Origin of the sequence: Amaricoccus sp., assembly GCF_036846665.1 — a bacterium.
In the GTDB taxonomy this organism is placed as follows: domain Bacteria; phylum Pseudomonadota; class Alphaproteobacteria; order Rhodobacterales; family Rhodobacteraceae; genus Amaricoccus.
In genome coordinates this window covers 1-19,638 of the sequence record NZ_DAIUBO010000054.1, presented here as the reverse complement: position 1 = coordinate 19,638, position 19,638 = coordinate 1, and the positions used below count along the sequence as shown (strand labels likewise).

Below are 19,638 nucleotides of genomic sequence, written 5' to 3'. Positions count from 1 at the left end.
GGCCCGGGGGGGGTGGGGGCCCCGACTTCACCAAGTCGGGGCCCGCCGGCGCGCGGCCCAAGACCGGCGTCCGGCGGGGGCCCCCGCCCCGCCTCGGCCCCGCGCCGCCGCCGCTCCGGCGGCCACGGCTGACCGCCCGGTCAGCGGGCGCCGTCGCGCGCCCGCACGACCAGCGGCATCAGCCCGAAGGCGATCTGTCCGCAGAGGCCCAGCACCCCACGGGCCGTGCCGAGCTCGGCGACGTGCGCCGCGAGCGGGCGGCCAAAGGCGAGCGCGCCGAGAAGGCTCTCGGCGAGCATCAGCAGTGCAAAGCCGGTCCCGCCCATCACCGCGCGCGCGGCGATGCCGTCCGGAACGGCGAAAGCCGCGACGAGCCGCCGGCAGGCGATCCAGGATATTGCGAGCATCACCGGGAGCTCGGCCGCCACCGCCCCGGTCGCGCCGATCAGCGGCGCGAGCAGGAGCACGCGCAGCGTCCCCAGCACGAAGCCCGCGGCAAAGACGAGCCCGAAATAGGTGATCCCCGCCCGCAATGCGCTTTCCAGGCTTTTCCCCCGAACCGATCCGACGCGGCGAGCCTCGGCCGGCGCCGGGCGCGCGGCCATGATCTCGATCAAGCGCCGCCATTGCGCTCGCCCGCGGGACGCCTAATCTCGGCGACCGGCGGAGCAGGGAGAACGATGTGGCGCGCGAGGCTGAACGGAGCGGAATCTTTGCCGGCGAGGATCCCTTCGCGATCGCCCGCGCCTGGCTCGCGGAGGCCGAAGCCGCCGAGCCGAACGATCCCAATGCCATGGCCCTTGCCACGGTGGACGCGGACGGCCTGCCGAACGCGCGCATGGTGCTGCTCAAGGAGATCGAGCCCGCGGCCTTCGTCTTCTACACCAATTACGGCAGCGCCAAGGCCCGCGAGATCGAACAGGCCGGCAAGGCGGCCTTCGTGATGCACTGGAAAAGCCTGCGGCGGCAGATCCGCGCGCGCGGCACGGTTTCCCGCGAGGACGGGCCGCAGGCCGATGCCTATTACCGCTCGCGCAGCCTGCCGAGCCGGCTGGGCGCCTGGGCGTCGCGGCAATCCGAGCCGCTGGCGGGCCGGGCGACGCTGATGGCCGCGGTGGCACGGATCGCCGCACTCAAGGGCCTCGACCCGGACCGCCCGCCCTTCTGGGGCGGCTATCGAATCGTGCCGGTCGAGATCGAGTTCTGGGCCGACGGCGCCAATCGCCTGCACGACAGGTTCCGCTGGACCCGCGCCGATCCGGCAGCGCCCTGGAGCGTGACCCGCCTCAACCCCTGACCGGACGAACAACCTTGGGTAGATTCTCCGATCTTCTTTGCAGCTTTATCCGATTGCCCGCCACGGGTATCATTCTGCCGATTGCTGTCTCGATGAGATTTCCGGGTGGGATTCACGATGCTGTTTTATTCAGGCCGGCACGACCGGCGATTGTCGGAGCACCTTCGAACGTCTTCTGAACCGACGGTCGCGCCATGAATCCGATCCTCGTGATCACCGCCGCCGTCGTGCTCGGGGTGTCGGGCGATTATTTCCTCAAGATGGCATCGGGCAAGGATCGTGCGCTGGCGACGCTGGAATTCGGTGCCGGCGCGAGCCTCTACATGCTCTCGGCGATCGGCTGTCTCTATGCGATGCGGCACATGTCGCTGGCCTCGATCGGAGTATGGTACGCGCTCGGCACGATTCTCCTGCTGGCGGGGCTCGGGATCTTCGTCTTCAAGGAGGAACTCACCAGCCGCGAGATGGCGGGGATCGCCCTCGCCTTCGTGTCGCTGGGCTTGCTGAGTCGGTTCACCTGACCCGCCCGGCAGAATAGGCAGCCAAGCGCGAAGACGTGATCATCGCCGTGCGCGTCGTGAACGGGACGCCCGGCCGTTACGGTTGCAGATTTGAGGACAATCCGGGCAATTTCACTCGGAACTGCTGCGGTCACTTCTACCGGCACCCGAAGAATCTGCGGCCTTCGCGAGTGAATTCGCGGCAATGTCCGGTTCGGTCGCGTTCACAGTTGCGTTAACTGTCAAAAGCGGTAACTTGGGGCCGTGGGTGGGATGCCAGTTTCCCGCGAAGTCAGGTATTTGTCGAAGGTAGGCGGCGCGCCTGCGCCGGCGAGGGTAGGAAGTATCGAGCAATGCTCGTTCGTGGTCATGTGAAATGGTTCGATACCACGAAGGGGTATGGCTTCGTGGTGACGAGCGATGGCGAAGGCGACATCCTTCTGCACGGCAATGTGCTCCGGGTGTTCGGGTTCACCTCAGTCGCCGAGGGCGCCGAGATCGTGCTCAAGGTGCAGAGCACCGAGCGCGGACGCCAGGCCGTGGAAGTCGTCGACATCCTCCCCGGCCCGCCGACCCAGGAAGGCGTCGCGGCGATGGTCGAGCTTCTGCCGGGCGAGGCGGCGGGGCCGCTGGAACCCGCCCGGGTCAAGTGGTTCGACCGCGTCAAGGGCTTCGGCTTCGTGAACCTCTACGGCAAGGCGGAGGACGTCTTCCTGCACATGGAGACGCTCCGCCAGTACGGCTACGGGGAAGTGGTGGCCGGCGACGTGCTGGCGGTGCGGGTGACCGCGGGGCCGCGCGGGCCGATGGTCTACGAAGTGCGCAGCTGGGACTACGTGGCGCGGATGCGCGCCAGCGGGGATCCCGGTGTCTAGCAGGCTCGCGGCGGCGGCACTCCTCCTTGCACTCGCGGGCGGCGCGGCCGCGGCCCAGGAATGCGCGCCGGGCGCGCTCGACCTGCGTGACGCCGATTCGACCCTGCGCTTCCAGATCGAGGTCGTGGACAGCGAGGAGGACCGCGCCCGCGGGCTGATGTTCCGCGAGAGCCTGCCGCGGTTCGGCGGCATGCTCTTCGTCTATCCCGAGCCGGGCCCGGTGGCCTTCTGGATGCGCAACACCCTCATCCCGCTCGACATGCTCTTCTTCGACGCGAGCGGGCGGCTGACCCGGATCCACGAGAACGCCGTGCCGCTCGACGAGACGCCGATTCCCGGCGGCAGCGACATTCAGTACGTGCTCGAGGTCAGCGGCGGCACGGTGGCCCAGCTCGGCATCGACCTCGGCGCCGAACTGCGCCACCCCGCGCTCGATCCGGAAACCGCCGCCTGGCCCTGCGGCGACTAGCTAGCCCCTTCCCTTGACCCGGCCCGCGCGCTAGAGCCTGCGGCGTCGGGGCGTAGCGCAGCCTGGTAGCGCATCTGCTTTGGGAGCAGAGGGTCGTAGGTTCGAATCCTATCGCCCCGACCATCCGCTCCAACGGGGCCGCAACGAAAAAGGCCGGCGTTTCCGCCGGCCCCCATGCCCCCGCCCGATCGGGTCGGGCGTCGCTCAGTTCCGGTTGCCGAAGAGCTGCAGCAGGAACATGAACATGTTGATGAAGTCGAGATAGAGCGACAGCGCGCCCATGATCGCGGCCTTGCCCAGATAGGCTTCGCCCTCGGTGCCACGCATCTCGAGATAGGTGGTCTTGATCTTCTGGGTGTCATAGGCCGTCAGCCCGGCAAAGATCAGCACGCCGATCGCCGAGATCGCGAAAGTGACCGCGGGCGAGGCGAGGAAGATGTTCACCAGCATGGCCACGATCAGGCCGATCACGCCCATGATCAGGAAGGAGCCCCAGCCGGAGATGTCCTTCTTGGTGGTGTATCCCCAGAGGCTGAGGCCGGCGAAGGCGATCGCCGTCACCAGGAAGACCTGGACGATGGAATAGCCGGTGAAGACCAGGAAGATCGAGCTGAGCGACAGGCCCATGAGCGCCGAGAAGAGCCAGAAGACCCCCTGGAGCCCGGCCTCGGACAGGCGGTTGATGCCCGCCGACATGCCGAAGACCACGGCGAGCGGGGCGAGCATGATCACCCATTTCAGCGGCGAGGCGTAGATCGCGACGCCGAAGCTCGTCAGAAAGGTGTCGGAGCCGATCTGGTACTGGGTCGGCACGTCCGAGACGGCCAGCCCGGCCACGGCCCAGGCGGCGGCACCGGTGATCACCATCGCCATGGCCATCAGGCCATAGACCTTGTTCATGTGGGCGCGCAGACCTTCGTCGACCTGCGCAGTGCGTACGCCGGCGCCGGTCCGGCGGACAGTCTCGAATTCGGCCATTGGGTTCCTCCGTTGGCGGGACTCACCCGCGGGTCGTCCCACGGATCAGCGGTAAATATCGGTGAGTGCCGCCGGTTTTTCAACCGTCACCCCGCGGCGGCGCGCGGAAATTTGACGGTTTTGCTTATGATTACGTTGATCCGGCACGGGCATTCGGCCGCGCCGGATCGGCAAGGCTCAGTCCGGGGTCATGGCCACCACGGCGCCGTCGAACATCAGCGGAACGATCGCGAGCCCCTCCCCGGGCAGGAAGGCGAGATTGGCGCTGCCCTGCGGCAGGTCGGCGAGCAGCTCGAACCCGCCCCCGGGGTCGATGCGGAAGAGCGCCCCTGCGATCCAGTCGGTCACCAGCCAGTTGCCGGTGCCATCGGCTTCGATGCCGTCGAGATTGCCCACGGGCGCGCCGGATCCCAGCGAAGCGACCTCGCCCGTTGCGGGGTCGGCCGCCTGCAGATGCCCGGGCACGTCGGTCGTCAGGTCGTCGTGAAGACCATCGCCCCAGGCGGCGACGAGCAACCTGCCGTCGTCGAACTCAAGGCCGTTGGGATGCAACAGCCCGTCGCCTTCCGCCCAGACCGATACCGCGTCGCCGTCGAGCACATAGATGCGGTTGGCGACCGTGTCCGAAACGAAGACGCGCCCCTGCCCGTCCACCGCGACGTCGTTGAGGAATGCCGCGCCCTCCGCCGGCCACCGGCCGCCGACCTCGCCCGTCCCGATGGCGATGGCGACGAGCTGGTCGATGTCGGCCGCATGGAGCGTGTCACCGCCGATCGCGAGCCCCTTGGGCGCATCGAGCCCGGCCGCCCATTCGCGATCCGCCATGGTGCCGTCCAGGGCCAGGTGGGAGCTGTCGCCCCTGCCGTCCTTGGCGGTGATGTCGCCGGCGACATTGGAGACTTAGAGGACGCCGCGCCCGGCATCGTGGAGCACGGTCTCCGGCCCCTCGAAACCCTCCGCGCGCCAGACTTCGCCGGCCGAAGCCGCCTGCGCTGCGGCCAGCGCGATCGCGGCGCCTGCCAGAAGCGCTGTCGATGCCATGGTCGTCTCCCTCCCTGTTCTTCTTCGCGCCCGCCACTCCAGCGGCATCGCCGTCCGCGCGGAAGATTGGGGGCGAGGCGCAGGCCGGCCGCTATTCGCGGGCGCGCAGCACGCGGGCGGGGCGCGCGGAAAGCGGTCCGAGCGCGAAGGCGAGCCCCGCGAGAAGGCTCGCCAGGGCGCCGCCCGCGACGATGGCCAGCGCCGAGAGCGGCTCGAAGCGGAAGCTGCCGTCCATCACGAGGACCATCACCGCCCAGCCGGCGATGCCGCCGGCGAGGATCGCCACGGCGCCGGCCGCCGTGCCGATCAGCGCAGCGCGCAGCGCGAAGCTCGCCAGGATCCGGCCGCGCCCGGCGCCGAGGGTCTTGAGCACCGCCGATTCGAAGACCCGCCGCCGCACCCCCGCCGCCGCCGCGCCGACGAGCACCACGAGCCCGGTCAGCAGCGTTGCCGATGCGCCCCAGCGCGTCGCCGCGCCGAGGCCCTCGAGCGAGCTCGCCACCTTCTCGATCGCCTCGCGCACCCGCACCGCAGTGATATTGGGATAGGCCTCGGCGAGCGCGCGCAGGAGCGGCGCCTCGGCCTCCGGCTCGGCATAGACCGTCGCGATATGGGTATGCGGCGCCCCGGCCAGCGCCGCCGGATCCACCGTCATCAGGAAATTGATGCCCATGGTCTCGAACTTCACCTCGCGGAAATTCAGAATCGTCGCGGTCAGGTCGCGACCGAGGATGTTCACCGTCAGCGTGTCGCCGAGCCTCAGCCCGAGCTCGCGGCCCTCCTCCTCGGCGAAGCTCATGAGCGGCGGGCCGGCGTGGTCCTCCGGCCACCAGGCGCCCTCGGTGATCACGGTGCCCGGCGGCGGGGTGGCGGCATAGGTGACGCCGCGGTCGCCGTTGAGCGTCCAATGCCCGCCGGCGACCTCGCGCGCGGGCTTGCCGTTGATGCGGGTGATGATGCCGCGCAGCATCGGCGCGGTCTCCACCGCCGTCACCCCCGGCTCGGCGCGGGCGGTCTCCAGGAAGCCCTCGAGCTGGTCGTTCTGGATGTCGACGAAGAAATAGGACGGGGCCCGCGCCGGCAGGTCGCGGGTGATCAGGCCACGCAGGTTGGAATCGATCTGCCCGACCGCCGCCAGCACCGAGAGCCCGAGGCCGAGCGAGAGCACCACCGAGGCGGTCTCGCCGGAAGGCCCGCCCAGCGCTGCCAGCGCCCAGCGCAAAGCCGGCCGGCCGCGGGCGAGGCGGCTCCGGGCGAGACGGCGCGCGAGGCGGCCCAGCCCGCGCGCTGCCAGAAGCAGCAGCAGGAGCGCCCCGATCACCCCGCCGGCGGTGCCAAGCGCCAGTTCCGGCGCGCCTGAAAGCCAGGTGGCGAGCCCGACCAGCAGCCCCGCCAGCGCGAGCGTCGCGGCGACGAAGCGCGGCGCCGGCCAGGCGCGCCGCGCCGCGGTCAGGTCGCGGAAGAGCTCCGCCGCCCGGATGTCCCGGGCGCGGGCCAGCGGCCAGATGCTGAAGATGAGCGCGGTCAGCGCGCCATAGGCGGCCGCCTCGGCCAGCGGCCGGGCATAGAGGCCAAAGGCCGCCGGCACCGGCAGGCGCGCCTCGATCAGCGGCGCGGCGAGAAGCGGCGCGCCCGCGCCGAGCACGAGCCCCAGCGCGATGCCGGCGAGCGAGAGCAGGCCGATCTGGGCGAGATAGACCGCAAAGACCGTGCCGCCGGTGGCGCCGAGCGTCTTGAGCGTGGCGATGGTCTCGGTCTTGCCCTCGAGATGGGCGCGCACCGCCGCCGAGACCCCGACGCCGCCCACCGCGAGGCCGGCCAGCCCGATCAGCACCAGGAAGGCCGCGAGCCGGTCGACGAAGCGGCTCAGCCCCGGCGCGCCGTTGCGCCGGTCGCGCCATTGCAGCCCGGTGTCGGCGAAACGCGCGCGCGCCTCCTCGCGCAGCGCCGCGAGATCGGCCTCCGGCGGCAGCCGCAGGCGATAGGAGGAATCGAAAAGCGAGCCTTCGCTCAGAAGCCCGCTGCCCTCGAGATCCTCCAGGAGCACGATCACCCGCGGCCCGAGCCCGAAACCGCTCGCCGCCGCGTCCGGCTCGACCAGCAGCTCGTCGCTCAGGCGGAAGTCCTGCGTGCCGAGGCGCAGCACGTCGCCGGGCTCGAGCCCGAATCGGTCGATGAGGATGCGCTGGGCGACCAGCCCCGGCAGCCCGTCGCGGGTGGCGAGCGCCTCCGCCAGGCTCCCGTCGCCGGCGAGTTCGACCCGCCCGTAGAGGGGATAGGCCCCGTCGACCGCCTTGACCTGCACCAGCGCGCGCTGGGTCTCGCCGTCCGCATCGTCGAAGGCCGCCATGGAGCGGAAATCGACGAGGCCGGAGATCTCGGTGGCCTTCTCCGCCATCCAGTCCCGCTCGGCCCGGTCGGCGAAGCGATAGGTGAACTCGATCTGCGCGTCGCCGCCGAGGATCGACGCCGCCTCCCGGCTCAGGCCCTCCTCGATCGCCATGCGCACGCTGCCGACCGCGGCGATCGCCGCCACCCCGAGCGCGAGGCAGGCGAGGAAGATGCGGAACCCCGCCAGCCCGCCGCGCAATTCGCGCAAGGCGAGGCGCAGCGCGATGGGAATTCTCACTCCGCCGCCTCGGCGTAGCGCTCCAGCGCCCCGTCGCGCAGCCGGATCACCCGGTCGCAGCGCGAGGCCACCTCCGGGGCATGGGTGACGAGCACCAGCGTCGCGCCGTGCCGGTCGCGCAGGCCGAAGAGCAGCCGGATGATCGCCTCGCCCGTCGCGCCGTCGAGATTGCCGGTCGGCTCGTCGGCGAGCAGGATCGCCGGCTCGCCCACCACCGCGCGCGCCAGCGCCACCCGCTGCTGCTCGCCGCCGGAGAGCTGCGCGGGGTAATGGTCGAGCCGGGCGCCGAGCCCGACCCCTTCGAGCTCCGCCGCCGCACGCTCGAAGGCGCGCGGGTCGCCGGCGAGCTCGAGCGGCGTCGCGACGTTTTCGATCGCGGTCATGGTCGGGATCAGGTGGAAGGACTGGAAGACCACCCCCATATGCGCGCGCCGGAACCGCGCCAGCGCGTCCTCGCCCATCGCCGTGAGATCCTGGCCCAGCGCCGTGACACTCCCCGAAGTCGCGGTCTCCAGTCCGCCCATCAGCATCAGGAGCGAGGATTTGCCCGAGCCCGAGGGTCCGACCAGGCCGAGCGTCTCGCCGCGGGCGACGTCGAGGGTGATGCCATGCAGGATCTTGACCGGCCCGGCATTGCCTTCGAGGGTGAGGGCCACATCCTTCAGCGCGATGACCGGAGACGACATATGCGACCAACCTTGACCCTGCCGGAACATAGCGGGGGATATGGGGCCGGCGCCGCGATCCGCAAGCTTGCCTTCACGCTCGCCCTCCTGCTCGCCGGCGCCGGGGCCGCCGCGGCGGAAGTGCGCATCCTCGCCTTCGGCGATTCGCTGACGCAGGGATTCGGCCTGCCCGAGGACCAGGGATTCGTGCCGCGGCTGCAGGCCTGGCTCAGGGCCAACGGCGCCCCCGACGCGGTGGTGATCAACGCCGGCGTCTCGGGCGACACCACCGCCGGCGGGCTCGCGCGCATCGACTGGGCGCTCGGCGAGGATCCCGATGCGGTGATCGTCGAACTCGGCGCCAACGACATGCTGCGCGGGCTCGACACCGGGGAGATGCGCGCCAATCTCGACGGCATCCTCGCGACGATCGAGGCGCGCGGCCTGCCGATGATCCTCGCCGGGCTGCCGGCGCCGCCGAACTACGGCGAGGAATACCGCAAGGCGTTCAAGGGCATGTTCCGCGACCTCGCCCGGCAGCACGGCGCGATCTACTACAGTTCCTTCCTCGCCGGCATGGGCGAGGGCCGCAACATGTTCCAGGTCATGCGCCTGATGCAGAGCGACGGCCTCCACCCCAATGCCGAAGGGGTGGAGGCCATCGTCGCCCATATCGGGCCGGTGGTGCTCGAGCTGATCGGCCTGACCCGGCGCTAGGGCGGGGTCAGAGCCCGCCGGTCCGGCGCAGCTCCTCGGCCAAATCCGCCTCCGTGAGGCCGATGTCGCGCAAGAGATGCGGGTCGAGCCGGCCGAGGTCGAGCCGCGCCCGGTGACGCGCGTCGCGCGCGGCGAGCCAGTCGAGCACCGCCCTGAAGCCGAACCGGGGCCGGAAGTGCTGCACGGGGATGCGGGATCCAGATTCTGCAAGCATGGTTCTCTCCATCACGGAATTGCGGGTCTTCACTCAAGACCCATCGCATTCCTTGATTCATGTCCCAGAAGCTGGCATTATGGAAACGAAAGATTGTCGCCCATATCATCAAGGATCGTGATACATGGCCCGGAACCTCGACATGACGGCGCTGCGCTCCTTCGTGACCGTCGCCGATGCCGGCGGCGTGACCAAGGCCGCCGCCCAGCTGAACCTCACGCAATCGGCCGTCTCCATGCAGCTCAAGCGGCTCGAAGAGATGATCGGCCAGCCGCTGCTCGACCGCTCGGCGCGCTCCATCGCGCTCTCGCCGCAGGGCGACCAGCTGCTCGGCTACGCCCGGCGCATGCTCGCGCTCAACGACGAGGCCTGGGGCCGGCTGACCAACCAGGCCTTCGAGGGCGAGATCAGCTTCGGCGTGCCGCACGACGTGATCCACCCGCATGTGCCGCGCGTCCTGCAGCGCTTCGCCAGTCTCTATCCGCGGGTGCGCGTCCAGCTGCATTCGCTCTTCACAAGCGAGCTGAAGAGCCTGCTCGATCGCGGCGAGATGGACCTGATCCTCGCCACCGAGGGCCAGCTCGACCCGGGCGGCGAGACCCTGGCGCGCGAGCCGCTGGTCTGGGTCGGCGCGGCGGGCGGGCAGGCCTGGCGCCAGCGGCCGCTGCGCTTCGCCTCGGTGTCGCGCTGCATGTTCAAGCGCCCCGCGCTCGAGGCCCTCGACCGCGCCGGCCTGCCCTGGGAGATCGCGGTCGACACGCTCTCGGCCTCGGTCTCGGAGGCCAGCGCCGCCGCGGATCTGGCGGTTCTGGTCCAGCTCCGCGGCGCGATCCCGCAGCATTGCGAGGTGATCCGCCACGGCGGCGCCCTGCCGGATCTGCCGGACTACCTCGTGAACATGTATGTCGGATCGGGCCCCCGCGCCCAGCTCGCCGCCCGGCTCGCCGACCTCATGCGCGACGCCTATTGCTGCCCGGAGCGCATCGCGGCGGAGTGATCCGACATCCCTTGGAACGACGCCCCTCCGCCCCGGTCCCGAAGACCGAGGCTACCGCGCCCCCCGCACCGGGTCCCCGGCCTGAGGGCCAGCGGGATCAGGCGGCGCGTGCGGAAGCCGCCACCTCGACGACGACCTTGCCCACCGCCCTGCGCGTCCGCAGCAGGTCGAGCCCGGCCTCGGCCTCCTCCAGCGGCAGCACCCGGCCCACATGCGGATGCAGGCGGCCCTGTGCGTACCAGCCGAAGAGCGCCCCGAGGCTGTCCGCGACCCGCGCGTGATGCAGCTCGGCATAGCCGCCCCAGTAGAGCCCGAAGACCGTGAGGTTCTTCACCAGGAGGATATTGGCCGGGATCTGCGGCACCGTGCCGCTGGCGAAGCCGAGCGGCAGCAGCCGCGCCCCGGGCCGGCAGGCCCCGAGCGCCGCCTCGAAGGCCGTGCCGCCGACCGGATCGAAGACCACATCCGCGCCGCCCAGCGCCCTGACCTCGGCGCGCAGGTCGGCCTCGGCATCCAGGAGATGATGGGCGCCCGCCGCGCGGGCGACGGCGAGCTTCTCCGCGCCGCGCGCCACGGCGATCACCCGCGCGCCCATCAGCCCGCCGATCTCCACTGCCGTCAGCCCGACCCCGCCCGAGGCGCCCAGCACCAGCAGCGTCTCGCCGGGGCGCAGCCGGGCCCGGTCGGCGAGCGCCACATGGCTCGTGCCATAGGCGACGAGAAAGCCCGCGACCTCCGCATCGGGCATCGCCTCCGGCGCCGGCACGCAGCGCGCCGCCGCGACACAAAGATACTCCGCCAGCCCGCCGCCGCCGCAATGCACCGCCACCCGCGTGCCCGGGCCAGGGCCCGACGCGCCCGGCCCCAGCGCCTCGACGGTGCCGCAGGCCTCGAGGCCCGGGGTGAAGGGCGGTTGCGGCCGCACCTGGTAGCGCCCGGCCACCATCAGCGTGTCGGCGAAGTTCAGCCCGCAGGCATGGACCCGCACCAGCGCCTCGCCCGGCCCGGGCTCGGGCCGCGGGACCTCGCGCAACGCCAGCGGCGCTCCCAGTTCGGTGACCTGCATCGCGCGCATCGGTGAGAATTCCCCGCATCCGTCCGGCGAGGTTTGTGCCGCCGCCGGAATCGTGGAAGACTATAGGAGCCGGAAGAGGGAGAAGGCCATGCGGTTCCTGCGGTTTCTCGGACGCCTGCTCGTCGTCCTGATCGGCGTCGCGATCGTCCTCGCGGTGGTCTCGCTCTTCCTGCCGCGCGAGGTGACCGTGACGCGGAGCATCCTGATCGACGCCCCGCCCGAGAAGATCTTTCCCCATATCGATTCGCTGCAGCAGGCCCAGCAATGGTCGCCCTGGTCCGGCGTCGACCCGGAGATGACCGTGAGCTTCACCGGCCCGGAGAGCGGCGTCGGCAACCGCATGGAATGGACCAGCGCGGATCCGCGCGTCGGCAGCGGCAGCCAGGAGATCACCGAGAGCCTCCCGAACGAACGCGTGGCGACGGCGCTCGACTTCGGCGACATGGGGCTCGCCACGGCCTGGCTCGATCTCGCCGCCGCCACCGGGGGCACGGAAGTGACCTGGGGCCTGCGCGCCGACATGGGGCTGAACCCGGTGGGGCGCTACATGGGGCTGATGATGGACCGCTGGGTGGGCGCGGACTACGAGCGCGGGCTCGAACGGCTCAAGGAGATCGTCGAGGCCGGGTGAGCCGCGATTGCCTTTTTCCCCGGTCCGCTCTAAGCCCCGCGCGACAATCCGGCCCGCCGCCGGACCCGAAGCCGTGCCCTGCACGAAGGACCGCCCGAAATGGATCTGAGGAATATCGCGATCATCGCGCATGTCGACCATGGCAAGACGACGCTGGTCGATGCGCTGCTCAAGCAGTCCGGAACCTTCCGCGACAACCAGGCCACCGTCGAGCGCGCGCTCGATTCGAACGATCTCGAGCGCGAGCGCGGCATCACCATCCTCGCCAAGGCCACCTCGGTCGATTGGCAGGGACACCGGATCAACATCGTCGACACCCCCGGTCACGCCGATTTCGGCGGCGAGGTCGAGCGCATCCTCGGCATGGTCGACGGCGTGCTCCTGCTGGTCGACGCCGCCGAAGGCCCGATGCCGCAGACCAAGTTCGTGCTCGCCAAGGCGCTGCGCCTGGGCCTCAGGCCCATCGTGGTGCTCAACAAGGTCGACAAGCCCGACGCCGAGCCCGACCGGGCGCTGAACGAGGTCTTCGACCTCTTCGTGACGCTGGACGCGACCGCCGACCAGCTCGACTTTCCCGTGCTCTACGCCTCGGGGCGCAGCGGCTGGGCGGACGAGGCGCTGGACGGGCCGCGAAAGGACCTCTCCGCGCTCTACCGCATGATCCTCGACCACGTGCCGGCACCGGCCCAGGCGGCGCGGCGCGCCGAGCCCTTCGCCATGCTCGCGACCACCCTCGCCGCCGATCCCTTTCTCGGCCGGCTGCTGACCGGGCGCATCGAGGCCGGAACCGTGCGCACCGGGCAGACCGTGAAGGCGCTCGCCCGCGATGGCCGCGAGATCGAGCGCTTCCGCGTCTCCAAGATCCTCGCCTTCCGCGGGCTGGCGCGCGCGGCGATCGAGATGGCCGAGGCCGGCGACATCGTCAGCCTCGCGGGCATGACCAGGGCGAGCGTCGCCGATACCCTCGCCGATCTCGCGGTCAGCGAGGCGATCCCGGCCCAGCCCATCGACCCGCCGACCATCTCGGTCACCTTCGGCATCAACGATTCCCCCCTCGCGGGCCGCGACGGCGACAAGGTGCAGAGCCGGGTGATCCGCGACCGGCTGATGCGCGAGGCCGAGACCAATGTGGCCATCCGCGTCGCCGACACCCCCGGCGGCGAGGCCTTCGAGGTGTCCGGCCGCGGCGAGCTGCAGATGGGCGTGCTGATCGAGAACATGCGCCGCGAGGGCTTCGAGCTCTCGGTCAGCCGGCCGCGCGTGCTCTTCCGCGACGAGGGCGGCCAGCGGCTGGAACCGGTCGAGGAGGTCACGATCGACGTCGACGAGGAATATTCCGGCGTGGTGGTCGACAAGCTCAGCCAGCGCAAGGGCGAGCTCGTCGAGATGCGCACCGGCGCGGGCGGCAAGACCCGCATCGTCGCGCATGTGCCCTCGCGCGGGCTGATCGGCTATCACGGCGAGTTCCTCACCGACACCCGCGGGACGGGCGTGCTCAACCGGGTCTTCCACGAATGGGCGCCGCACCGCGGTGCGATCCCCGGGCGACGCAACGGCGTCCTGATCTCGATCGAGGACGGCGTCTCCGTCCCCTATGCCATCTTCAACCTCGAGGACCGGGGCCGCTTCTTCATCGGCTCGGGCGAGGCGGTCTATTCCGGCATGATCCTCGGCGAGCACAACCGCGACAACGACCTCGAGGTGAACCCGCTCAAGGGCAAGAAGCTCACCAATATCCGGGCCGCCGGCAAGGACGAGGCGGTGGTGCTGACCACGCCCTTCCGCATGACGCTCGAACAGGCGATCGCCTATATCGACGATGACGAGCTCGTCGAGGTGACGCCGCGCTCGATCCGCCTGCGCAAGCGGTTCCTCGACCCGCACGAACGCAAGCGGCAATCGCGCCAGGCGGCATCCTGACGAAAAGGAAATTAACTGTTTATCAACCGATCGTTGACATTCGCATTCTGCAAAATCGTTTGCAAATCGTATCCGAGTCGCGTTTGCGGTTTCGCAAGGCCCTTCGATTTCATCCTATGATTGTGGTAAAATCCCGTACCATCCGCAGGGCAACACCCCTGATTGAGTGCCGGGAAGGCCCGACAGCCGGGACTAGAGGACTTGGCACGGATCATGCATGGTAGTATCGCGAGAATGAAGTAATAGCGGAGCACTGAGTATGAAGCATCCCGTGGACGTGCATGTCGGCAAACGAGTCCGGCACCGGCGTTGGATGGTGGGCATGACCCAGCAGCAGCTCGGCGACATCGTCGGCATCAAGTTCCAGCAGATCCAGAAGTACGAGACCGGCATGAACCGGATCTCGGCCTCCCGGCTCTGGGACATCGCCCAGGCGCTCGACGTCTCGATCAGCTTCTTCTTCGAGGGGTTCGACGGCGAGGAATCCGCGGCCGAGGCGGCCATCGCCGGCGCGGAATCCCATCGCGGCGACCTGCTCGCCGACAAGGAGGCGCTCGAGCTCGTGCGGTCCTACTACGCGATCCCCGAGGCGCAGCGCCGCCGGCTGTTCGACCTGGCCCGCGTCCTCAGCGACGTCGCCTGAAAGCAGGTCTTGACCGAGGCCGTCGCATGGCCGAAACCGCCCGAAGGTGAGGATACCTGAAGGACGGGGTCGAGCGATGGCGGTGGGGTCCGAACTGCAGGCGGAGCTCTGGCGGACTGCCGGCGATCTCGCCGATGTCGCCGCCGCGCATTGCCTGCGGCTCTTCCGCAGCCCCGATCTCGTCGCGGCCAACAAGGCCGCGAGCGGATTCGACCCGGTAACCGAGGCCGACCGCGCCGCAGAAGCGGCCATGCGGAAGATCATCGCCGAACGCCGGCCCGGGGACGGCGTGGATGGCGAGGAATACGGCCGCGAATCCGGCAGCTCCGGCTTCACCTGGGTCCTCGACCCGATCGACGGCACCCGCGCCTTCCTGAGCGGCGCCCCGACATGGGGCATCCTGATCGGGCTCGACGACGGCACCGGGCCGGTGCTCGGGGTCGTCGACCAGCCCTTCACCGGCGAGCGCTTCATGGGCGGCTTCGGTCGCGCGGAATACCGTCGCGGCGGCGACGTCTCCGACATGCGGGTGCGCGCCTGCCCGGGCCTCGCCGATGCCGTGCTCTACACCACGCGGCCGGAGATCGGCAGCGAAGCCGAGCGCGAGGGTTTCATGGCGGTGAGCCGCCGGGCGCGGCTCACGCGCTACGGCTTCGACTGCTACGCCTATGCGCTGGTCGCGCTCGGCCATGTGGATCTGGTGATCGAGGCCGGGCTCCACAGCTACGACATCCAGGGACCGCAGGCGGTGATCGAGGCGGCCGGCGGCCTCGTGACCGACTGGCGCGGCCGCCCGGCGCACCAGGGCGGCCGGGTGCTGGCGGCCGGCGACCGGCGCGTCCATGCCGCGGCGCTCGAGCTCCTCTCCCGCGTCAGCGACTGAGCCGCGCCTCGGCCCCCCGCCGCAGCGGCACCCGGGCGAGAAAATCGTCGATGTGCCGCCAGGCCGTCTCCAGCGTCGCCGGGACCTCCATGAAGATCTCGTGGCGCGCCTCCTCCAGGAGCACGAGCTCGCCCGCCTCCATCTTGTCGAGCTGGGCGCGGATCACGCTGGTCGAGACCACCGTCTCCTCGGTCCCGAGCAGGGTCAGCACCGGCACCTTCGGCAGCGGCGCCACGTAGAGCCGCGCCATCTCCTCGAGGGCCGCATAGGTCCATTGCATGCTCGGCCCGCCCAGGCCCAGCTCCGGATGGCGGGTGATCTGCGCCAGCATCCAGTCGAAGGTCGCGCGGTCCGAGGTCAGCGGATTGCCCTCGAAGGCGATCGCCATCGTCGTCGGCTGCGCGTTCGCGCCAGGCGTGAGCCGCGTGCCCAGCCCCATGACATTGGCGAATTGCGTCACCTTGCTGGTCAGCTCCCGCGTCGCGGCCCGCATCTGCAGGTGCCACATCGGCGCCGAGAAGACCGCGCCGCAGAATTCCGCCCGCTCGAGCAGCGTCCTGAGCCCGATGCAGCCGCCCATGGAATGCGCGAAGAGATAGCGCGGCCCCGGCAGGTCGAGCCGGGCCTCGAGCGCCATGAGCGCCGCCACGTCGCGCTGATAGTCGCGGAAATCCTCCACATGCCCCAGCGTCGGCCGCGACGCATGCCGGTCCGAGAGGCCCTGCCCGCGCCAGTCGATCACCAGCACGCTCAGCCCCCGCGCGCGCAGGCGCCCGGCCACGGGCCCGTATTTCTCGGCGTATTCCGTGCGGCCGGGAAAGATCACCGCGGTTCCCCGCGTCCCGCCCTCCCAGGAAACGGCGCGCAGCCGCACTCCGTCCGATGCCGTCAGCCAGAAGGCCCGCGCGCCCTCCGGCGCATCGGCGACGGCGGCATGGAACGGGGCCGGCTCGCTCATGCCAGCAGGCTGCCCAGCTTCATCGCGAGCCCCATGTCGCCCTCGACCTTCAGCCGCCCGCTCATGAAGGCCGAGGTCGGATCGATCTCGCCGCCGAGCATGCCCTCGAAGGTCTCGCGATTCGCCGTCATCACGCAATCGGCCTCCGAATCGTCGGCACTCGCCCCGGATTCGTCGATGCGCACCGCGCCCTCGTCCTCGATGACGAACTTCACCGAGCCGTCGATGCCTTCTCCATCCAGCTTCTCGTTGAGGGTCTTGACGGCGGCGGCCACGATATCGCTCATGAAAGGTCTCCGGATTGGGGCGCGCAGCCCTCGATTTCTGCCCAGCGACCGCTAATCTAGGGATCATGACCGGAATGGGAAAGCTCCTCAGAATGCTCTGCGCCACCGGGGCGCTCGGCCTCGCCGCCCCGGCGCCGGTCGCCGCACAGCCGGCGGAACAGGCCGAGAAGCTCGACGCTCTCTTCGCCGAGCTCGCCCAGCCCGGCCGCACCGACTGGCAGCGCATCGAGGGCGAGATCGTGCGGATCTGGTCGCATTCGGGATCGGACGCGATGGACCTCCTGCTCGAGCGCGGCAATGCGGCACTGGCGTCGGAAGACTACGACCTGGCGCTCGAGCTCTTCAGCGCGCTGACCGACCATGCCCCGGATTTCGCCGAGGGCTGGAACGCGCGGGCGACGACCTTCTACCTGCTCGACGAATACGCGCTCTCGATCGCCGACGTCGAACGGGTGCTCGCGCTCGAGCCGCGGCATTTCGGCGCGCTCGCGGGCCTCGCCTTCATGTTCGAGCAGATGGGCGAGACCGAGCTCGCGCTCCGGGCGCTGCGCGCGGTGCAGGCGCTCAATCCCAACCGCGAGAACCTCAACGAGACCATCCTCCGTCTGGAACGGACGACGGGCGCCGCCGATATCTGACGGGGCCCGCAGGCGACCGGAGATCCGAAGATGGCACTTGATGGCGGGCCGCGCGTGACGGCCGTTCTCGGTCCGACCAACACCGGCAAGACGCATTACGCCATCGAGCGCATGCTCGGCCATCGCACCGGCGTCATCGGCCTGCCGCTTCGCCTGCTCGCCCGCGAGGTCTATGACCGCATCGTCGCGCTCCGGGGCCCCTCGGTCGTCGCGCTGGTCACCGGCGAGGAGCGCATCGTGCCGCCGCGCGCCGCTTGGTGGGTCTGCACCGTCGAGGCGATGCCGCTCGACATCGGCGCGGATTTCCTCGCGGTCGACGAAATCCAGCTCTGCGCCGATCCCGACCGCGGGCATATCTTCACCGACCGGCTGCTGAACGCCCGCGGCCTCACCGAGACGCTGCTGCTCGGCTCGGATTCCATGCGCGGCCGCATCGCGAGCCTGGTGCCCGGCGTGACCTTCCTGCGCCGCCAGCGCTTCTCGCGGCTGAGCTGGACCGGCACCCGCAAGATCAGCCGCATGCCGCCGCGCAGCGCCATCGTCGGCTTCTCCACCGAGGACGTCTATGCCATCGCCGAGCTGATCCGGCGCCAGAAGGGCGGGGCGGCGGTGGTGATGGGCGCGCTCTCGCCGCGCACCCGCAATGCCCAGGTCGAGCTCTACCAGAACGGCGACGTCGACTATCTCGTGGCCACCGACGCCATCGGCATGGGGCTCAACCTCGACATCGCCCATGTGGCCTTCTCCGGCGTGGTGAAGTTCGACGGCCGCCGCCACCGCCACCTCAACCCCAACGAGCTCGCGCAGATCGCCGGCCGCGCCGGGCGCTACACCACAGACGGCAGCTTCGGGGTGACCGGCGAGGTGCCGCCGCTCGACGCGGAGGTGATCGACGCGATCGAGAACAGCCGGTTCGCGCCGCTGCGCCGGCTGCAATGGCGCAACCACCGGCTCGACTTCCACAGCCCCGAGGCGCTCATCGCCAGCCTCGAGGCACCCTCCGACCACCCCGAACTGGTGCGCGCCCGCGAGGCCGACGACCTCGCGACGCTGCGCAGCCTCTCGGAATCGCGCGACCTGCGCGCGCGCCTCGCACTGCCCGCCGATACCCGGCTCCTCTGGGACGTCTGCCAGATCCCCGATTTCCGCAAGGTCTCGGCCTCCGAGCACGTAAGCCTCTGCGCCCGGCTCTTCGGCTTCCTGCATGGCGGCGGCCGCGTGCCCACCGACTGGCTCGCCGGGCAGATCGGGCGCATCGACCGCACCGACGGCGACATCGACGCGCTGTCGCGGCGGCTGGCATATATCCGCACATGGACCTATGTCGCCCAGCGCAAGGGCTGGGTGGACGACGCGGACCATTGGCGCGACGAGACGCGTGCGGTAGAAGACCGCCTGTCGGACGCGCTGCACGCGCGGCTGACCCAGCGGTTCGTGGACCGGCGCACCTCGGTGCTGATGCGCCGGCTGAAGCAGAAGGAGAGCCTCTTGGCCAAGGTCACCGAGACCGGCGAGGTGTCCGTCGACGACCAGTTCGTCGGACGGCTCGAAGGCTTCCGCTTCCGCCTCGACCCCACGGCGGAGGCCGAGCAGGCGCGCACCCTGCGTGCCGCCGCCATCGCGGCTCTCGCCCCGGTCCTCAGCCTGCGCGCCGACAGGTTCTACAACGCCCCCGACCCCGAGATCGACGTGACCGAGCAGGGCGGGCTGATGTGGGGCGAGCATGCGGTGGGCCGGCTCGTCGCCGGCCCCGACCCGCTCTCGCCCCAGATCCAGCCCTTCGTCGACGAGGACGCCGACCCCGCCATCGCCGAGAAGCTGCGCCGGCGGCTCGGCCATTGGATCGACCGCCGGATCGCCGCGCTCTTCGCGCCGCTGATCGCGCTGCGCGACGATGCGGCGCTGGCGGGCATGGCGCGCGGCGTCGCCTTCCGGCTGGTGGAGGGGCTCGGCATCGTGCCCCGCGGCGCGATCGCCGACGAGGTCAAGGGCCTCGACCAGGAAAGCCGCGCCGGGCTGCGCAAGCACGGCGTCCGCTTCGGCCAGTTCACCGTCTTCCAGCCGCTTCTGCTCAAGCCGGCGCCGACGCGGCTGCGCCTCGTGCTCTGGTCGCTGGCCGAGGGGCTCGAGATCTTCCCGGAATCGCCGCCGCCGGGCCTCGTGACCGTGCCGGCGGTGCCGGACGCGCCCCCGGGCCTTTAACCCCCCCCCCCCCCCCCCC

General features: G+C 70.5%; 21 protein-coding genes, 1 tRNA gene and 1 pseudogene. 13 read left to right on the top strand and 10 right to left on the bottom strand.

What is annotated here, in order from left to right:
* Positions 1-140 precede the first annotated feature (140 nt).
* Entirely contained in the window at positions 141-533 is a 393-nt protein-coding gene (locus tag V7050_RS07420; protein WP_324365392.1) for a hypothetical protein, read from the bottom strand.
* A 149-nt stretch (positions 534-682) separates the two neighbouring features.
* Here V7050_RS07420 and pdxH point away from each other — a divergent pair, with 149 nt between their 5' ends.
* The 5 genes from pdxH (at position 683) to V7050_RS07395 (ending at position 3,264) form a co-directional block, all read left to right on the top strand.
* On the top strand, positions 683-1,297 hold the full coding sequence (gene pdxH, locus V7050_RS07415; protein ID WP_324365391.1) for a pyridoxamine 5'-phosphate oxidase: 615 nt from the start codon (positions 683-685) through the stop codon (positions 1,295-1,297).
* A 194-nt stretch (positions 1,298-1,491) separates the two neighbouring features.
* Positions 1,492-1,818 carry a hypothetical protein gene (locus tag V7050_RS07410; protein WP_324365390.1) on the top strand — a complete coding sequence of 109 codons (327 nt, stop codon included), beginning with the start codon at positions 1,492-1,494 and terminating at the stop codon, positions 1,816-1,818.
* A gap of 332 nt (positions 1,819-2,150) precedes the next feature.
* Positions 2,151-2,672 carry a cold-shock protein gene (locus tag V7050_RS07405; RefSeq protein ID WP_324365389.1) on the top strand — a complete coding sequence of 174 codons (522 nt, stop codon included), beginning with the start codon at positions 2,151-2,153 and terminating at the stop codon, positions 2,670-2,672.
* Entirely contained in the window at positions 2,665-3,141 is a 477-nt protein-coding gene (locus V7050_RS07400) for a DUF192 domain-containing protein (protein WP_324365388.1), read from the top strand. The genes V7050_RS07405 and V7050_RS07400 overlap by 8 nt, the downstream gene beginning before the upstream one ends.
* A 46-nt stretch (positions 3,142-3,187) precedes the next feature.
* Positions 3,188-3,264 (top strand) — tRNA-Pro (locus V7050_RS07395).
* 81 nt (positions 3,265-3,345) lie between these two features.
* Here the strand turns inward: V7050_RS07395 and V7050_RS07390 are convergent.
* From V7050_RS07390 to V7050_RS07370, 5 genes are all read right to left on the bottom strand, one after another.
* Positions 3,346-4,119 carry a Bax inhibitor-1/YccA family protein gene (locus V7050_RS07390; protein ID WP_324365387.1) on the bottom strand — a complete coding sequence of 258 codons (774 nt, stop codon included), beginning with the start codon at positions 4,117-4,119 and terminating at the stop codon, positions 3,346-3,348.
* Positions 4,120-4,296: 177 nt separating this feature from the next.
* Complete coding sequence (locus V7050_RS07385; RefSeq protein ID WP_324365386.1) at positions 4,297-4,944, bottom strand: hypothetical protein; 648 nt, start codon at positions 4,942-4,944, stop codon at positions 4,297-4,299.
* 75 nt (positions 4,945-5,019) lie between these two features.
* Entirely contained in the window at positions 5,020-5,160 is a 141-nt protein-coding gene (locus tag V7050_RS07380; protein ID WP_324365385.1) for a hypothetical protein, read from the bottom strand.
* A 91-nt stretch (positions 5,161-5,251) separates the two neighbouring features.
* On the bottom strand, positions 5,252-7,789 hold the full coding sequence (locus V7050_RS07375; RefSeq protein WP_324365384.1) for an ABC transporter permease: 2,538 nt from the start codon (positions 7,787-7,789) through the stop codon (positions 5,252-5,254).
* Positions 7,786-8,475 carry an ABC transporter ATP-binding protein gene (locus tag V7050_RS07370; protein WP_324365383.1) on the bottom strand — a complete coding sequence of 230 codons (690 nt, stop codon included), beginning with the start codon at positions 8,473-8,475 and terminating at the stop codon, positions 7,786-7,788. The genes V7050_RS07375 and V7050_RS07370 overlap by 4 nt, the downstream gene beginning before the upstream one ends.
* Between V7050_RS07370 and V7050_RS07365 the strand changes: the two genes are divergently transcribed.
* A complete protein-coding gene (locus tag V7050_RS07365; protein WP_324365382.1) occupies positions 8,476-9,171 on the top strand; it encodes an arylesterase in 696 nt (231 codons plus the stop codon).
* A 7-nt stretch (positions 9,172-9,178) separates the two neighbouring features.
* Here V7050_RS07365 and V7050_RS07360 read toward each other — a convergent pair whose 3' ends face one another.
* Positions 9,179-9,385, bottom strand: coding sequence for a DUF1127 domain-containing protein (locus V7050_RS07360; protein WP_324365381.1), 207 nt, complete (start codon positions 9,383-9,385; stop codon positions 9,179-9,181).
* A gap of 124 nt (positions 9,386-9,509) precedes the next feature.
* Here V7050_RS07360 and V7050_RS07355 point away from each other — a divergent pair, with 124 nt between their 5' ends.
* The gene (locus V7050_RS07355) at positions 9,510-10,382 is read left to right on the top strand and encodes a LysR family transcriptional regulator (protein WP_324365380.1); all 873 of its coding nucleotides are present in this window, start codon (positions 9,510-9,512) and stop codon (positions 10,380-10,382) included.
* A 97-nt stretch (positions 10,383-10,479) separates the two neighbouring features.
* Here the strand turns inward: V7050_RS07355 and V7050_RS07350 are convergent, their stop codons facing one another.
* Positions 10,480-11,457, bottom strand: coding sequence for an NADPH:quinone oxidoreductase family protein (locus tag V7050_RS07350; RefSeq protein WP_324365379.1), 978 nt, complete (start codon positions 11,455-11,457; stop codon positions 10,480-10,482).
* 88 nt (positions 11,458-11,545) lie between these two features.
* Between V7050_RS07350 and V7050_RS07345 the strand changes: the two genes are divergently transcribed.
* The 4 genes from V7050_RS07345 (at position 11,546) to hisN (ending at position 15,534) form a co-directional block, all read left to right on the top strand.
* Positions 11,546-12,088 (top strand): SRPBCC family protein, encoded by a 543-nt coding sequence (locus V7050_RS07345; RefSeq protein ID WP_324365378.1) that lies wholly within the window; start codon positions 11,546-11,548, stop codon positions 12,086-12,088.
* A 99-nt stretch (positions 12,089-12,187) separates the two neighbouring features.
* A complete protein-coding gene (typA, locus tag V7050_RS07340) occupies positions 12,188-14,008 on the top strand; it encodes a translational GTPase TypA (RefSeq protein WP_324365377.1) in 1,821 nt (606 codons plus the stop codon).
* A gap of 259 nt (positions 14,009-14,267) precedes the next feature.
* Entirely contained in the window at positions 14,268-14,651 is a 384-nt protein-coding gene (locus V7050_RS07335) for a helix-turn-helix domain-containing protein (protein WP_324365376.1), read from the top strand.
* A gap of 76 nt (positions 14,652-14,727) precedes the next feature.
* Positions 14,728-15,534 (top strand): histidinol-phosphatase, encoded by an 807-nt coding sequence (hisN, locus tag V7050_RS07330; protein WP_324365375.1) that lies wholly within the window; start codon positions 14,728-14,730, stop codon positions 15,532-15,534.
* Here the strand turns inward: hisN and V7050_RS07325 are convergent.
* Together V7050_RS07325 and V7050_RS07320 are read right to left on the bottom strand one after the other, a co-directional pair.
* Positions 15,524-16,492 carry an alpha/beta hydrolase gene (locus V7050_RS07325; RefSeq protein WP_324365374.1) on the bottom strand — a complete coding sequence of 323 codons (969 nt, stop codon included), beginning with the start codon at positions 16,490-16,492 and terminating at the stop codon, positions 15,524-15,526. The genes hisN and V7050_RS07325 overlap by 11 nt on opposite strands.
* Positions 16,489-16,779, bottom strand: coding sequence for an SCP2 sterol-binding domain-containing protein (locus V7050_RS07320; protein WP_324365373.1), 291 nt, complete (start codon positions 16,777-16,779; stop codon positions 16,489-16,491). Before V7050_RS07320 ends, V7050_RS07325 begins: the two co-directional genes overlap by 4 nt.
* 74 nt (positions 16,780-16,853) lie before the next feature.
* Between V7050_RS07320 and V7050_RS07315 the strand changes: the two genes are divergently transcribed.
* Positions 16,854-17,417: a tetratricopeptide repeat protein gene (locus tag V7050_RS07315; RefSeq protein ID WP_324365372.1), complete on the top strand. Its 564-nt coding sequence runs from the start codon at positions 16,854-16,856 to the stop codon at positions 17,415-17,417.
* A 30-nt stretch (positions 17,418-17,447) separates the two neighbouring features.
* Positions 17,448-19,613: pseudogene (locus V7050_RS07310) on the top strand (helicase-related protein); the annotation flags it as partial.
* Between the last annotated feature and the right edge of the window lie 25 nt (positions 19,614-19,638).

Excerpts from the sequence above, each read along its gene's own strand:
- V7050_RS07345 (WP_324365378.1), top strand. The coding sequence starts at position 11,546 with ATGCGGTTCCTGCGGTTTCTCGGACGCCTGCTCGTCGTCCTGATCGGC.
- V7050_RS07350 (WP_324365379.1), bottom strand. The coding sequence starts at position 11,457 with ATGCGCGCGATGCAGGTCACCGAACTGGGAGCGCCGCTGGCGTTGCGC.
- V7050_RS07355 (WP_324365380.1), top strand. The coding sequence starts at position 9,510 with ATGGCCCGGAACCTCGACATGACGGCGCTGCGCTCCTTCGTGACCGTC.
- V7050_RS07320 (WP_324365373.1), bottom strand. The coding sequence starts at position 16,779 with ATGAGCGATATCGTGGCCGCCGCCGTCAAGACCCTCAACGAGAAGCTG.
- V7050_RS07410 (WP_324365390.1), top strand. The coding sequence starts at position 1,492 with ATGAATCCGATCCTCGTGATCACCGCCGCCGTCGTGCTCGGGGTGTCG.
- V7050_RS07315 (WP_324365372.1), top strand. The coding sequence starts at position 16,854 with ATGGGAAAGCTCCTCAGAATGCTCTGCGCCACCGGGGCGCTCGGCCTC.
- V7050_RS07335 (WP_324365376.1), top strand. The coding sequence starts at position 14,268 with ATGAAGCATCCCGTGGACGTGCATGTCGGCAAACGAGTCCGGCACCGG.
- V7050_RS07385 (WP_324365386.1), bottom strand. The coding sequence starts at position 4,944 with ATGGCGGATCGCGAATGGGCGGCCGGGCTCGATGCGCCCAAGGGGCTC.
- V7050_RS07370 (WP_324365383.1), bottom strand. The coding sequence starts at position 8,475 with ATGTCGTCTCCGGTCATCGCGCTGAAGGATGTGGCCCTCACCCTCGAA.
- V7050_RS07325 (WP_324365374.1), bottom strand. The coding sequence starts at position 16,492 with ATGAGCGAGCCGGCCCCGTTCCATGCCGCCGTCGCCGATGCGCCGGAG.
- V7050_RS07405 (WP_324365389.1), top strand. The coding sequence starts at position 2,151 with ATGCTCGTTCGTGGTCATGTGAAATGGTTCGATACCACGAAGGGGTAT.
- V7050_RS07365 (WP_324365382.1), top strand. The coding sequence starts at position 8,476 with ATGCGACCAACCTTGACCCTGCCGGAACATAGCGGGGGATATGGGGCC.
- V7050_RS07360 (WP_324365381.1), bottom strand. The coding sequence starts at position 9,385 with ATGCTTGCAGAATCTGGATCCCGCATCCCCGTGCAGCACTTCCGGCCC.
- hisN (WP_324365375.1), top strand. The coding sequence starts at position 14,728 with ATGGCGGTGGGGTCCGAACTGCAGGCGGAGCTCTGGCGGACTGCCGGC.
- typA (WP_324365377.1), top strand. The coding sequence starts at position 12,188 with ATGGATCTGAGGAATATCGCGATCATCGCGCATGTCGACCATGGCAAG.
- V7050_RS07390 (WP_324365387.1), bottom strand. The coding sequence starts at position 4,119 with ATGGCCGAATTCGAGACTGTCCGCCGGACCGGCGCCGGCGTACGCACT.
- V7050_RS07380 (WP_324365385.1), bottom strand. The coding sequence starts at position 5,160 with ATGGCATCGACAGCGCTTCTGGCAGGCGCCGCGATCGCGCTGGCCGCA.